The organism is Thermomonas sp., from assembly GCF_035369645.1.
In the GTDB taxonomy this organism is placed as follows: domain Bacteria; phylum Pseudomonadota; class Gammaproteobacteria; order Xanthomonadales; family Xanthomonadaceae; genus Thermomonas.
Genome location: NZ_DAOOUM010000005.1, coordinates 12,970 through 27,089, shown reverse-complemented (window position 1 = coordinate 27,089; position 14,120 = coordinate 12,970). Strand labels below are relative to the sequence as shown.

Annotated in this window: 13 protein-coding genes and 1 tRNA gene; 9 read left to right on the top strand and 5 right to left on the bottom strand. The window is 60.7% G+C overall.

Annotated elements, in window-relative coordinates:
- Positions 1-25: 25 nt before the first annotated feature.
- The 3 genes from dnaQ to PK789_RS01770 are packed head-to-tail and all read right to left on the bottom strand — an operon-like array spanning position 26 to position 1,877.
- Positions 26-751 carry a DNA polymerase III subunit epsilon gene (gene dnaQ, locus PK789_RS01780; protein WP_324306615.1) on the bottom strand — a complete coding sequence of 242 codons (726 nt, stop codon included), beginning with the start codon at positions 749-751 and terminating at the stop codon, positions 26-28.
- Positions 751-1,209, bottom strand: a complete 459-nt coding sequence (gene rnhA, locus PK789_RS01775) for a ribonuclease HI (protein WP_324306614.1) — start codon at positions 1,207-1,209, stop codon at positions 751-753. The genes dnaQ and rnhA overlap by 1 nt, the downstream gene beginning before the upstream one ends.
- Positions 1,206-1,877, bottom strand: coding sequence for a hypothetical protein (locus tag PK789_RS01770; protein ID WP_324306613.1), 672 nt, complete (start codon positions 1,875-1,877; stop codon positions 1,206-1,208). The genes rnhA and PK789_RS01770 overlap by 4 nt, the downstream gene beginning before the upstream one ends.
- Before the next feature lie 46 nt (positions 1,878-1,923).
- Here PK789_RS01770 and gloB point away from each other — a divergent pair, with 46 nt between their 5' ends.
- Positions 1,924-2,688, top strand: a complete 765-nt coding sequence (gene gloB, locus PK789_RS01765) for a hydroxyacylglutathione hydrolase (RefSeq protein ID WP_324306658.1) — start codon at positions 1,924-1,926, stop codon at positions 2,686-2,688.
- An 85-nt stretch (positions 2,689-2,773) separates the two neighbouring features.
- Positions 2,774-3,562, top strand: a complete 789-nt coding sequence (locus PK789_RS01760) for an enoyl-ACP reductase FabI (protein ID WP_324306612.1) — start codon at positions 2,774-2,776, stop codon at positions 3,560-3,562.
- Positions 3,563-3,635: 73 nt separating this feature from the next.
- On the opposite strand, the gene PK789_RS01755 is transcribed toward PK789_RS01760, so the two are convergent.
- Complete coding sequence (locus tag PK789_RS01755) at positions 3,636-5,603, bottom strand: SurA N-terminal domain-containing protein (protein ID WP_324306611.1); 1,968 nt, start codon at positions 5,601-5,603, stop codon at positions 3,636-3,638.
- 164 nt (positions 5,604-5,767) lie between these two features.
- Positions 5,768-5,844 (bottom strand) — tRNA-Asp (locus tag PK789_RS01750).
- Positions 5,845-6,039: 195 nt separating this feature from the next.
- Here PK789_RS01750 and pyrH point away from each other — a divergent pair.
- The 7 genes from pyrH to bamA all read left to right on the top strand — a co-directional run bounded on the left by pyrH (position 6,040) and on the right by bamA (position 14,106).
- Positions 6,040-6,762, top strand: coding sequence for a UMP kinase (gene pyrH, locus PK789_RS01745; protein WP_324306610.1), 723 nt, complete (start codon positions 6,040-6,042; stop codon positions 6,760-6,762).
- 66 nt (positions 6,763-6,828) lie between these two features.
- On the top strand, positions 6,829-7,386 hold the full coding sequence (frr, locus tag PK789_RS01740; RefSeq protein WP_324306609.1) for a ribosome recycling factor: 558 nt from the start codon (positions 6,829-6,831) through the stop codon (positions 7,384-7,386).
- Positions 7,387-7,403: 17 nt separating this feature from the next.
- On the top strand, positions 7,404-8,156 hold the full coding sequence (uppS, locus tag PK789_RS01735; protein WP_324306608.1) for a polyprenyl diphosphate synthase: 753 nt from the start codon (positions 7,404-7,406) through the stop codon (positions 8,154-8,156).
- Positions 8,153-9,004, top strand: coding sequence for a phosphatidate cytidylyltransferase (locus PK789_RS01730; RefSeq protein ID WP_324306607.1), 852 nt, complete (start codon positions 8,153-8,155; stop codon positions 9,002-9,004). The genes uppS and PK789_RS01730 overlap by 4 nt, the downstream gene beginning before the upstream one ends.
- Before the next feature lie 2 nt (positions 9,005-9,006).
- A complete protein-coding gene (gene dxr, locus PK789_RS01725; protein ID WP_503011865.1) occupies positions 9,007-10,176 on the top strand; it encodes a 1-deoxy-D-xylulose-5-phosphate reductoisomerase in 1,170 nt (389 codons plus the stop codon).
- Positions 10,173-11,531, top strand: coding sequence for an RIP metalloprotease RseP (rseP, locus tag PK789_RS01720; RefSeq protein WP_324306605.1), 1,359 nt, complete (start codon positions 10,173-10,175; stop codon positions 11,529-11,531). Before dxr ends, rseP begins: the two co-directional genes overlap by 4 nt.
- A gap of 103 nt (positions 11,532-11,634) precedes the next feature.
- Positions 11,635-14,106 (top strand): outer membrane protein assembly factor BamA, encoded by a 2,472-nt coding sequence (bamA, locus tag PK789_RS01715; RefSeq protein WP_324306604.1) that lies wholly within the window; start codon positions 11,635-11,637, stop codon positions 14,104-14,106.
- Positions 14,107-14,120: the final 14 nt, after the last annotated feature.

Genomic DNA, 14,120 nt, shown 5'->3' with positions numbered 1-14,120 from the left:
GGTCTGCGCGGTTTGACGCGTGGGCTCAATCGCCACTTTCGACTGCTGCCTCAAGGGCCAGCCAAAGGCAACGCCCGGATTTTTTCTGCAACCCGGCCAATCGTTCAGCATGCAACTGCGCTTCATCCGGCAATATCCGCACGCTTGGTCGCACTGCACTCGCGGTCACCGACAAGCTGACGTCGATGCGTTCCGCCGGCGCGGCAATAGGCTGGCTTGCAAAGCCAATTTCGCCTTGGCCCGAAGTCAACGCCAGATACACATCCAGCAGAATTTGCGCATCCAGCAATGCGCCGTGCAATTGCCGCTGTGAGTTATCCACCCCCAACCGCTTGCACAGTGCATCCAGCGAGTTGCGCTGCCCGGGATAACGCTTGCGGGCCAGCAACAAGGTGTCCTCCACCGTGCAGCGATCCAGCACTTTACCCAGCCCATCCAGACGCGCAAGTTCGGCATCCAAAAACCCAAGGTCAAACGCCGCGTTGTGAATGACTAACTCGGCACCGTCAATAAACGCCAAAAATTCCTCGGCAATTTCGGCAAAGCGTGGTTTGTCGGCCAAGAAATCCAGACTCAAGCCAGTGACTTCCTGCGCCCCGGCTTCAAACTCACGATCGGGGTTGAGGTAGTAGTGGAAGGTGCGCCCGGTCGGCCGCCGCTCCCAAAGCTCCACGCAGCCAATTTCGACCACGCGATTGCCTTTGCGCCACTCCAGACCAGTGGTTTCGGTATCCAAAATAATTTGCCGCATCAGCCCGCGTACTCCTTGAATTTCAATGCCTGCGCGCGCGCCAACTGATCCACACGCTCATTGCCCGGGTCGCCACTATGGCCTTTGACCCAACGCCAATCCACGTGATGCCTGGCGGCGGCGGCGTGCAGGCGCTCCCACAAGTCACGATTTTTGACCGGGGCACCGCCTGCGGTTTTCCAACCGCGGCGTATCCACGCTGCCATCCACTCCAAGATACCTTGCCGCACATATTGCGAATCGGTGTGCAGCACCACCGTGCACGGCTCGCGCAAAGATTCCAACGCGGCGATGGCCGCCATCAACTCCATGCGGTTATTGGTGGTATCGGCTTCGCCACCGGAGAGCTCGCGCTCAACCCCACGCCAGTGCAGCAACACCCCCCACCCCCCCGGGCCAGGGTTGCCCAGACATGCACCATCGGTATGAATATCCACCTGCTTGCGTGCCACAGTCATGCGGTAGCCCCCGGCTGCCAGCCGAGCACACTTGGCGCGCGCCGGGGGGTGGCCGGCACTCGGCGCTTGTGCGCACGCAACAGAAACGCCGCGCGCAGTCCCGCGCCTTCTTGTACGTCCACCACCGGGGCCAAACCCCACGCGGGGCCCAGACCTTGCGAAATGGGTTCTGGGCTCAAACCCGCAGCACGCAGGCGTCGCCGCCATGTGATTGGCTCGGCGGCAGTCAGGCCTTGCCCTTGCCAGCGCAAACGAAACGGCGACAGTGGGTTGAGCGCCAGTAACCACACGCTGCCACCCGGCAGCAAAATGCGCGTGCATTCGTGCAGTAATTCGGTTGCCTGCGGGCTCGCATCCAGCACATGCTGTAGCACCACGCAGGCGCAGGACTCACTGACGATGGGCAAGGGCAAGCGGCAACGCAAATCCCCTGCCAAAGCAGCTTCATTCGCGCCATGCAGTCGCAGCAAGAGTGCCGATGTACTGGTTTCGGCTGGCATCAGGTTGGCGCACGCGCCCAACCATAGCTGCGGCTGGCCCGGCCATTGCTGTTGAGCAATGCGCACGCAATCGGCCTCACTGACCAGCAGCACCTGCCCGGCCATGCTGGCAAACCAGGCGTCGGCCGATGCAGGTTGGGATTGACGCGGGAAACGGGGTGGCGGCATGGTGGTGATTCTGCGCGAAAGCTCGCGCGCCGTCACGGCTGGACAAATGGAGCTGCGTGCGCTTGCTGCTTTCGACGACAACTACATCTGGCTGCTGCGCGATGCCGCCGGCCGTGCGCTGATTGTTGATCCCGGCGATGCCGCCCCGGTATTTGCTGCGCTAGAGGGTGACCCGCCGCCACTGGCCATCTGCATCACCCACCATCATGGCGACCATATCGGGGGGCTGCCGGCGTTACTGGCGCGGTGGCCAGACACACCCGTGTTTGCTCCGCACGAAGCACGCATCGACCGCGCCAGTCATCGCGTTGAGGATGGCGACACGCTCGCCATTGGCTCTTGGCGGTTTGCAGTCATGGCGGTGCCCGGACATACCCGCAGCCATGTGGCGTATGTCGGCGAAGGCCTGCTGTTTTGCGGCGACACCTTGTTCAGTCTGGGCTGCGGGCGACTGTTTGAAGGCACGCCCGCACAAATGCACACCACGTTGATGCGATTGGCCGCGCTGCCGGCGGACACCCGCGTGTGCTGCGCGCACGAATACACGCAAGCCAACGCCGCTTTCGCACGAACGGTGGATCCGCACAACCCTGCGCTGCAAGCGCGCGCCAGCCAAGTGGATGATTTGCGCGCCGCCGGACAGCCCAGTTTGCCCGTGCACTTGGCAAGCGAGCTTGCCTGCAACCCCTTTTTGCGCTGCGCTACCGCTGCCGTGCACGCCGCCGCGCAAGCCCATGCTGGCCGGTCATTGCGCGATGACATCGCCGTGTTTGCCGCCTTACGCGCCTGGAAAGACGACGTTCGAAATTAAGCCAATGCACTGGCCGCCAGTGTTCACACAAGGCACACTAGAGCATTCGCTCGAAGCGCCCCACGCGCATATTCAAGGAGACACCATGGGATTTTTGCAAGGCAAGCGCGCGCTGATCACCGGCATCGCCAGTCAGCGCTCCATCGCCACCGGCATTGCTGACGCCTTTCATCGCGAAGGCGCGGAATTGGCGCTGACTTACCAGAATGAAAAGCTGAAGTCGCGGGTGGAAGACGCCGCCGCCGAGTACGGCAGCAAGATTGTGTTGCCGCTGGATGTGGCTGACGACGCCCAGATCGACCATTGTTTTGCCGAGTTGGGCACGCACTGGGGTGACGGTTTCGACATCCTCGTGCATTGCATCGCGTTTGCCCCGCGCGAAGCGATCGAAGGCGATTTTCTGGATGGCATCAACCGCGAGCGCTACCATATCGCCCACGACATCAGCGCCTATTCGCTGGCCGCATTGGGCAAAGCTGCGCGCCCGCTGATGAAAGGCCGTAATGGCAGCATCCTCACGCTTTCTTACCTTGGTGCCGAACGCGCACTGGCCAACTACAACACGATGGGGGTGGCCAAGGCCTCGCTGGAAGCCACGGTGCGCTACATGGCGATGGCGCTGGGCCCGGAAGGCACCCGCGTGAATGCGATTTCGGCCGGGCCAATCCGCACCTTGGCCGCCAGCGGCGTGGCCAATTTCCGCAAAATGCTCAGCCAATTTGAAGCCGCCGCGCCACTGCGTCGGGTGGTGACGATTGAAGACGTAGGCAATGCCGCTGCCTTTTTGTGCTCGGATCTGGCCAACGGTATTACCGGTGAAGTGACCTATGTCGATGCCGGCTACAACATCATGGGCATGAGCGGGATCGACTGACGATTCCGCCGCAGGCCTCACAACAAAACGCCCGGGATGCCCGGGCGTATTTGTTTCAAGACAGCACTACCGATTACAGCCGATCTTCGGCCACCTTGATGTCGTAATGCGCACGCGCGGCGCGCACAAACGCTTCTTGCGCCTGCATGCCAGTGCCTTGCGATACCTGTTGGCGGAGCTGGGTGCGCTCTTGCGGCGTCACTTGCGCAAGATCACCGTCGCGCACGGCACGCAGGGCAAACACCATGTAGGTTCCGCCAATCATGGCCTTGCCTGCCGACACGCTGCCACCACGCGGGCGCGGCAAATCGAAGAAGGCCTGTACCGCCTCGGCCGACGGTAGCGGACTACGGCGCAACAAATCGTTGGCATCGGACACGCTCAGACCCGCTGCCTGTGCGGCCACCGCCAAGCCCTTGGCTTGAGCAGCCTTCAGCAGTGCGTCGGCGGCAGTGTCGGCCGCTTTGCGCTGGCGATCTGCATGGATCGCTGCCACCACGGCATCGCGCACTTGCGCCAGCGGCATCACCCGCTCGGGCTCATGTGCAATCACGCGAATCAGCACGGTGTGTTCGGGGCCAATTTCGATGGGATCGCTGGCAGTGCCGTCTTGCATCAACGTGTCCGAGAACGCAGCACGCAGCACTTTGGGGTCTGCCGCAATGCCCGGGCCACCGGCATGGGTGAACGCAGGCGTGGTTTGCACTACAAGCCCCATCGCCTTGGCTGCCGGTTCCAGCGACGTCGGGTTTTTGTACACCGCATCCACCAGCTTGCCGGTCAAGTCATTGAAGGCTTGCTCACGGCCACCTTGCTGCACCTCTTTTTCCAACTCCGCACGCATGTCCTCGAACGAACGCTGCGTGCCCTGCTGAATCTGGTTGACCTTAATCACATGCCAACCAAAATCGCTCTTGATCGGGCCACGCACCTCACCGGCCTGCATCGCAAACGCGGCATCGTCAAACGTGCCTGGCATGCCGCCCTTGGACAACCAGCCCAGATCGCCGCCCTTATCCTTGGAGCCGGTGTCATCCGAATTGGTTTTGGCCAGCGTCGCAAAATCCGCACCCGGCGCACGCGCCATCTCGGCCAATTGCTTGGCCTTGGCTTCTGCAGCTTTCTTCACCGCATCGCTGGCATCCGCTGCGACCGCAACCAAGATATGCGAAACCTCGCGCTTGTCGCCGGTGGCGGCCTTGGCAAGTTGCTCCTGATACTTCTTGCGTAACGCGGCCTCATCCACTACCGGAGCGGGCAGCTTGCTACCGTCCACTTCCACGTACTCCAGGCGCACGGTTTCTGGTGCGCGGAACTGCGCTTGATGCCCTTTGTACCAAGCATCTATCTGCGCGGCGGTGACCTCAGCGGTATCTGCGGCAGGGGCCGGCAAGGTGACATAACTGACATCACGGCGCTCACCCAGCAAACGCATCAGGCGATCCAGCTCGCTATCGGTCACAAACGCCGACTTTGCAATTCGCGCAGGAATCAGCTCATCCATCAAACCTTCGCGCACCTTTGCTTCAAAGCTACGCGGGGTCATGGGTGGGTTCTGCGTGGACAGCAACATCTGGTAGCGGTCTTTATTGAACGCACCGTCCACCTGGAAGTCCGGAATCTTGCCGATCGCGTCTGCCACCTGCGCATCACTGATGACGATGTTGTCGCGCTTGACTGCCAGCTGCATCAAGCGGTCGTCGATCAAGGTGTCGAGAATTTTGCGCTTATTGTCCACCGACTCGAAGGCTTTTGCGTCGTAGTTTTCACCTTGCTGCGCACGCATGCGCATGCGCGCGGTTTCCAGCCGATCTTTGTAGGCTTCGGCATCGATGTCATCGATCTTCCACAGATAGGTGATCGGCCACACTTGCGGTGCCGATGCCCACCACGAGGGCGGCTGCGCAATGCGCGCGACATAGGTATCCACCCGTTGCGACATGTAAGACTCCATGCCGAAAAAGGCGAAGGGAACAATCAGGAGGCCAAGGATCGCGGTTGCAATCCAGCCGGAGGTCTTTTCGCGAAGTTTCTGCAGCATGGGCAAACTGGCATTGAGGCGTAGCCGCCTAGTCTAACGCGGGATAACGTCGGCCGGGCGCAATCGCCGGCATCATCCGTTTCCGTATCTTTGTCATGCCGTCACATGCCTTGAATTGCAGACAGCAAAAAGCCCCGCATTGCTGCGAGGCTTTTGCTTCAAACTGGCGGAGTGGACGGGACTCGAACCCGCGACCTCCGGCGTGACAGGCCAGCATTCTAACCGACTGAACTACCACTCCGCTGTGAGCCCGCAATCATACGCAGGGTTTTTCGATCGTGCAACTTTTTTCGTGAAATTTTTTCCGGCCCGCCAATGGACCCCGCACGCATGCGCATTGCACTGCGCCATCGCGGCCCCAACCGCGTGCTACGCAAGCGTCGTGGGGCGGGCTTTCCGTTAGAATTGCAGTGTTCACTCATCTACTGGAATCCCCATGTCTCAACTCGCCTATCGCCGTGTTCTATTGAAACTCTCCGGCGAGGCATTGATGGGCGACGAGGATTACGGCATTGACCCCAAGGTGCTGAGCCGCTTGGCCGAAGAAGTCATCGAGGCCAGTGCGGCGGGCGTGCAGATCGCGCTGGTCATTGGTGGCGGCAACATTTTTCGCGGTGCCGGGCTGGCAGCAGGCGGCATGGACCGGGTCACCGGCGACCACATGGGCATGCTGGCCACGGTGATCAATGCGCTGGCGATGCAGGACGCGCTGGAAAAGCAAGGCGGCAAGGCGCGGGTGATGAGCGCACTGAAGATCAATGATGTGTGCGAGGACTATATTCGTCGGCGCGCCATCCGGCATCTTGAAAAAGGCCGCTTGGTCATCTTTGCCGCCGGTACCGGCAACCCCTTCTTCACCACCGACTCCGGTGCGGCACTGCGTGCGATCGAGATCGGTGCTGACTTGCTGTTGAAGGCGACCAAGGTGGACGGCGTGTACGACAAAGACCCCAAGAAATTTGCAGATGCAGTGAAGTTCGACAATTTGTCGTATGACGAGGTCATCGCGCGCAATTTGCAGGTGATGGATACCGCCGCGTTTGCCCTGTGCCGTGATGCCAGCTTGCCGTTGCGCATCTTTGACATGGCCGAACCCGGCGTTCTGTTGCGCATTCTGCACGGCGAACGGGTAGGCACCTTGGTGCATGGCCGCGGCTGAGGCGCGCCAGCCACCCCGCTTGCCGCTTATAATCGCCGGTTTGCAGATCATGACCGGAGCGATGCCATGCTGAACGAAATCAAGAAAGATGCTCAAGCCCGTATGGCCAAGAGCATCGAATCGCTCAAGCACAATCTGGTCAAAGTGCGTACCGGGCGCGCCAACACTGGACTGGTGGATAGCATCAAGGTCAATTACTACGGCTCAGACATGCCGCTGTCACAAGTGGCCAGCGTGTCGGTGGGCGATGCGCGCTCGATCATCATTACCCCATGGGAAAAGCAAATGGTCGGCGCGGTGGAAAAAGCCATCCTTGCCTCGGACTTGGGGCTGACCCCCAACACCGCCGGCACCACCATTCGTTTGAATATCCCGGCATTGACCGAAGAACGCCGCCGTGACCTGACCAAAGTCGTGCATGGCGAAGGTGAAGACGCCAAAGTGGCGGTGCGCAATATTCGCCGCGACGCCAATCATCAGGTTAAAGAACTGCTGAAAGACAAGCAGATCACCGAAGATGAAAGCGCACGCACCGAAGCGGAAATCCAAAAGATCACCGATGCTGCGATCAAAGACGTGGATGACGTGATCAAAGGCAAAGAACAGGAGTTAATGTCGGTTTGAGGCACGTGAGTCTGCCCATGCCACCGACCACTCCAGCGCTTCCGCGCCACCTTGCCATCATCATGGATGGCAATGGCCGCTGGGCGCAGCAACGCCATCGCCCGCGCATCATTGGCCATCGCGCCGGTGCGCAAGCGGTCAAGCGCTGCGTGGAGTTTTGCCTGCAACACGGGATTGAGGCGCTGACCTTATTCGCATTTTCCAGCGAAAACTGGAACCGCCCAACCGAAGAAGTGGGCGGCTTGATGCGGCTGTTCCTGGGCGCGCTGGAGCGTGAGGTGGACGAGCTGCACCGGCTCGGTGTTCGGCTGCGCTTCATTGGCGAACGCGAACGTTTTGATCCGGCCATTCAAGCACGTATGCAGGCGGCCGAAACCCTGACCGCCGGCAATGAAAAACTACATCTGAATATCGCTGCCAGCTACGGCGGCCGTCTAGACATTGCCCGCGCCGCCCGCAGCTTGGCGCAAGATGTGGCCGCTGGCCGCTTGCTGCCGCAACAGATCGACGAATCGGCACTGTCTGCACGCATGGCGCTGGCAGATCTACCGGCACCTGATTTATTCATCCGCACCGGTGGCGAACTGCGCATCAGCAATTTTCTGCTGTGGCAGATGGCCTATACCGAGTTGTGGTTTACCGACGCACTGTGGCCCGATGTTGATGCCAACCTACTGCAACGCGCGATTGACGACTACGCCCGCCGTGAACGCCGGTTTGGTCTGACCAGTGCGCAACTTCAACAATCGCCTTGCGGGAGCACGCCATGACCAAAACCCGCGTTCTGGCTGCCTTGGTCATGGCACCTGCGGTCATCGCCGCAGTGCTGCTATTGCCTACCGGCTGGCTAATGCTAGTCAGTGCTGTGGTGTTTTTATTGGCGCTGTGGGAATGGCTGCGGCTTTCCGGGCTGGAAGACACGCTCGCTCGCAGCATGTTGCTGGCCTGCAATTTGGCGTTGATGGTGGCGTTGGTATGGGGCTCGAAATCCCACCACACCCACAATCTGCCGTTATTCCAATTGATCATCGTGCTCGGCGTGCTGTGGTGGTGGCTGGCATTGCTGTGGCTGAAACATTTTGATTTTTCCAGCCGCATCGAGGGCAACGCCCGCATCCTCAAATTGGTGGCAGGTACCGCCGCCATCATCCCGGCGTGGTGCGCACTGGCGGTAGTGCATGCCGCATCACCACACGGGCCAGGCTGGCTATTGCTGGTCTTACTGCTGGTGTGGGCCGCCGATAGTGGTGCCTATTTCACTGGGCGCAGCTTTGGTGGGCGCTGGTTTGGCGGGCGCAAACTGGCCCCGCGCATCAGTCCTAACAAAACCTTGGAAGGCCTTGCCGGCGGTGTGGGCCTAGCGATGCTGGTGGCGCTTGTTGGCGCGTGGCTGCTGGGTGCACCGGCCCCGCAATGGCCGGCTATCATCGGTGTGGCGGCGGTCACCGTACTGTTTTCAGTGGCCGGGGACTTGTTCGAAAGCCTACTCAAGCGTCACGCCGGCATGAAAGATTCCGGCACCTTGATCCCCGGTCACGGCGGCGTGCTGGACCGCGTGGATAGCGTGTTGGCGGCCTTGCCGATCTTCGCGCTGGGCAAGATTTGGCTGGGGTTTTGAGGATGCAACGGGTCGCCGTTCTGGGTGCCACTGGTTCGATTGGCACGTCCGCACTGGATGTGATTGCGCGCCACCCACAGCAGCTGTGCGCCAGTGTGTTGGCCGCCGGCAGTCAGGTGGACGCCTTGCTGGCGCTGTGCCGCACGCATGCGCCCGCGCACGCGGTGATCGCCGATGCCGCCTTCTACCCGGCACTGCGCGATGGCCTGCAATCTGCTGGCCTGCACACGCAGGCCCATACGGGCGACGCTGCATTGCAAGCCTTGGTCGCCAGTGCTGCGTGCGACACCGTGGTGGCCGCCATCGTGGGTGCTGCCGGCCTGCCCTCGACTTTGGCTGCCGCGCGCGCCGGCAAGCGCCTGCTATTGGCCAATAAAGAATCACTGGTGCTGGCCGGTGACTTGCTGATGCAAGCCGCACGCACGCACGGCGCGGTGATCGTGCCGATCGACAGCGAGCACAACGCCATCTTTCAATGCCTAGCCGACGGCAATCCGGCTGCGCGCATCACCCTGACCGCCTCCGGTGGGCCATTTCGGGGCTGGACGCGCGAACACTTGGCTGCGGTGACCCCCGCGCAGGCCGTAGCCCATCCCAAATGGTCGATGGGGCCAAAGATTTCGGTGGATTCGGCCAGCTTGATGAACAAGGGCCTGGAAGTCATCGAAGCGCACCACCTGTTCGCAGTCGCCGCCGATCAAATCCGCGTGCTGGTACACCCGCAGTCGCTGGTGCATTCGTTGGTGGATTTTGTCGATGGCAGCACCCTGGCCCAATTGGGCTTGCCGGATATGCGTACTGCGCTGGCGGTGGGGCTGGGTTGGCCGCAGCGTATCGCTTCGGGCGTTGCGCCATTGGACCTGTTGGCCCAAGGCGGACGCTTGGAATTTGAACTGCCGGATGTGGACGCATTCCCGTGTCTGGCGCTTGCTTATGCCGCGATGACCGCCGGCGGCACCGCCCCGGCCGTGCTCAATGCCGCCAATGAAGAAGCAGTTTCAGCCTTTCTTCAGGGCCGGCTTGGTTTTCTGGGCATCCCCGACACCGTTGCCGCAACCTTGGACGCCATGCCCGCGCAACCCGCTGATACCATCGAAACCCTATTGGCGACGGACGCGCGCGCACGCACCTATGCCCGGCAGTACATCGCCCGCGTGGGTGGCTACGCGTGAGTACGGTGCTCGGTTCGATCTGGTGGCTTGTGGTGGCCTTGGGGGTACTGGTCACCTTCCACGAATTTGGCCATTTTTGGGTGGCGCGACGCTGCGGCGTCAAAGTACTGCGGTTTTCGGTGGGCTTTGGCAAACCGCTGTGGACGCACCACGGCAAAGACGGCACGGAATATGTGCTCGCCGCGATCCCGCTGGGCGGCTACGTACGCATGCTGGATGAGCGCGAGGACGAGGTGCCGGCGCACTTGCTGCCGCAGGCCTTCAATCGCAAGCCGGTGCTACAACGTATTGCGATTGTCGCGGCAGGGCCGGTGGCCAACCTGGTGCTGGCGTTTGCCCTGCTATGGGCGATGTTGGTGATAGGCCGCCCCGACTTTGCCCCGGTGGTGGGCAGCGCCTCTGCGATTGCCGCACAAGCAGGGCTGCACGCCGGCGATCAGGTCTTGGCCATCGGCGACCGCGCCACGCCCACTTGGAGCGAGCTGGTAATGGCGCTGAGCGTGGATGCGCTGGATCGGCAGCCGGTGGTGATGCAAATCCGCCATACCGATGGCAGCACCGTGCAGCGCACCCTGCCCCTGCAAAACCTGCCGACATCGGTGGATGAATTACACGCGCTGACAGCCATCGGACTGGTGCCACGCCATTTGCTGGTGCCGGCCCTGGTGGGCAAGGTGCGCCAAGCAAGCCCGGCCTGGGGCGTCTTGGCCGAAGGCGACCGCATCACCGCGATCGATGCCCACCCGGTGGCAAGTTTTGAGGATATCGCCCCGCTGGTGGCGAAACTGGGGCAACGCGGTGGCCCCGGCATGATTGAGGTCGAGCGTGATGGCGAGCGCCTAGCGCTAGAAATGACGCCAGCATCGATGCCCGGCAACGATGGACAAGCGCACTGGATCTTGGGGATTACCAATGCCGCCCCTACCGCGCCACCGCACGATGCCGTGCTGCGGCTGGGCCCACTGGCGGCAGTGCCTGCCGCCGTGCGTGAAACCGGCTACCAAGCCAAACAGATCGTGAATATGGTGGCGCGCGCCGTGTCTGGCCGGGTTTCGGTGCAAAATACCGTGTCCGGGCCCATTACCATTGCCCGCGCCGCCAATGATTTTGCCGCGCGCGGGCCGGCGTGGTTTCTGAACTTTCTGGCCCTGTTATCGGTCAGTCTGGCACTGATCAACCTGCTTCCCATCCCCGTCTTGGACGGGGGTCACTTGCTGTATTACCTTATCGAACTGACCATCCGCCGTCCCTTGGGCGAGCGGGCCATGGCTGTGGGCCAGTACCTTGGACTTGCAATGATCGCAGGGTTGATGGGACTGGCCTTCTACAACGACATCCTGCACCTGGTGTCATGATTCACCGCAACACGCCCCACCGTTTCCCCCGCTGCATGTGCAGCACCTGGCGGCTCTCACAATGAGCCCCACCACTGGCAGCACCCACATCAGGATGTTCCGAATGACCCGACCCTTGTCCCGCCGTCTGCTGACCCTTGCCTTGGCTTCGGCACTTTCCCTGCCAGTCTGGGCGCAGACAGCATTTACCCCGTTCACGGTCAGCGACATCCGCATCGATGGCCTGCAACGTATCGGCGCTGGCACCGTGTTCACCTACCTGCCAGTGGAGCGTGGTGACACACTGGATCAAGGCAAGGCCGCCGAAGCCGTGCGTGCGCTGTATAAAACCGGCTTCTTTGAAGATGTCCGCATTGACCACCAAGGCAGCATTTTGGTGATCACAGTGAGCGAGCGCCCCGCCATCAACAAACTGACCTTGGCCGGCAACAAAGACCTGAAGACCGAAGACCTGACCAAGGGTCTGAAAGAAATCGGCCTTGCCGAGGGTGAAACCTATAACCCGCTCAATCTGGATCGCGTCACCCAAGAATTGACCCGCCAGTACAACAATCGCGGCAAGTACAACGTGTCGATCTCGCCTAGCGTGGAACATCTGGATCGCAACCGCGTCAATTTGACCATCACCGTCAAGGAGGGCAAAGCGGCCAAGATTCGTCACATCAACCTGATCGGCAACGACACCTTCAAGGACGAGGACATCACCAAAGGCTGGGAATCGCACACCAGCAACTGGCTGTCCTGGTACAAACGCGATGACCAGTACTCGCGTGAAAAACTGTCGGGCGATATCGAAAAACTCAACTCTTGGTATTTGGATCGCGGCTATGTGGATTACAGCCTTGATTCCACCCAGGTGGCGATTAGCGGTGACCGCAAGGATATGTACCTGACCGCCGGCATGACCGAAGGCCAGATCTACAATTTTGCCGATATCACCGTATCTGGCGACACCGTATTGCCAAAGTCCGAAATCGAAACCATCGTCGCCTTCATCAAACCCGGCAATACGTTCTCGCGTAGCTTGCTGGAGTTTGCCTCCAACGCCATCACCATGCGTTTGGCCAATATTGGTTACGCCTTTGCCAAGGTCAACCCGGTACCCAATGTCGACCGCGACAAGCGCACGGTGGCAATTGACTTCCAAGTACAACCCGGCCCGCGCGTCAACGTGCGGCGGATCGTGTTCAAGGGCAATACCCGCACTGCCGACCCAGTGCTGCGCCGTGAAATGCGCCAATTCGAAGGCAGTTGGTATTCGCAAGCGGCGATCGATCGCGGCAAGGTGCGTTTGGATCGACTGGGTTATTTTGAAACCGTGGATGTGGACAGCCAACCGGTGGCCGGCAGCGACGATCAGGTCGATGTGACCTATACCGTCAAGGAAACCACCTCCGGCAGCATTTCTGCAGGCGTTGGCTATTCGCAATTGTCCGGCCTCAACCTGTCCTTGCAGCTCTCTGAAAATAACTTCCTGGGGACGGGTAACCGGGTGTCTGTGGCCTTGACCAAGAGTGCCTACCAGAAGCGCTACGACTTCTCGTACATGAACCCGTACTTCACCGATGACGGCCTGTCACTGGGCTACAACGTGTGGTATCGCCAGTTTGACTATTCCAACTTCAACGTAGCCCAATACTCCACCAATAGCGGCGCTGTGCAGATGTTCATGGGCCTGCCGTTGAGCGAAAGCGACTCGATCCAAGTGATGTTTGGCGTGGACTCCAACCAAATTTTGGCATTTGAAGGCAGCACGCCTCCGCCGATGGTGGACTACGTGAAGGCGGTGGGCCAAAGCACCTTCCATAGCTGGCGTACCCAGCTCAGCTGGGGCCGCGACACCCGCAACAACTATTTCACCCCGGTGGTGGGCAGCACCCAGAATTTCTCTGCTGAAATTGCCCTGCCCGGCTCCACTGTGGAGTACTTCAAGCTGCAATACGACATCGCCAAATACTGGCCGCTCAGCCAGGCATTGGTGATCAAGACCGGCTTGAACTTGGGCTACGGCGACTCCTACGGCAAAAATATCAGCCGCAATCTCTGCTTCACCGCACCGCTGCCGGCAATTCCACCAACGACCGACAACCCCAACCCGACCCAACCGCCGGCACCACCGCCACCCAGTAATCCGTGCTTGACCACGTCCAGCGATTACATCAAGACAGTGACCGCAACGGGCTTGCCGTTCTTCGAAAACTTCTATGCCGGCGGCATTGCATCCAGTGGCAAGGTGCGTGGTTTCATGGATAACACCTTGGGCCCCAGCTACAGCTCGATCACCGGCTACAAGCAGCCGTTGGGTGGTTCGGTGCTGTTGGCCGGTAGCGTGGAAGCCATCTTCCCGAAACTGTTCGACAGCCCGGCTGCGCGGGTTTCCGCCTTCTTGGACTTTGGCAACGTGTTCAACGGCTACAAGAACTTCAGCACGTCCGAATTGCGCGCTTCCGCCGGCGTTGCCCTGCTGTGGCGCTCGCCGATGGGGCCGCTGTCGATCAGCTATGCACTGCCGCTGCGCAAGAAGGATGGCGATCAGATCGAGCGCTTGCAGTTCAATTTCGGCGGCCAGCTGTAAGTGTTGCACCCGGT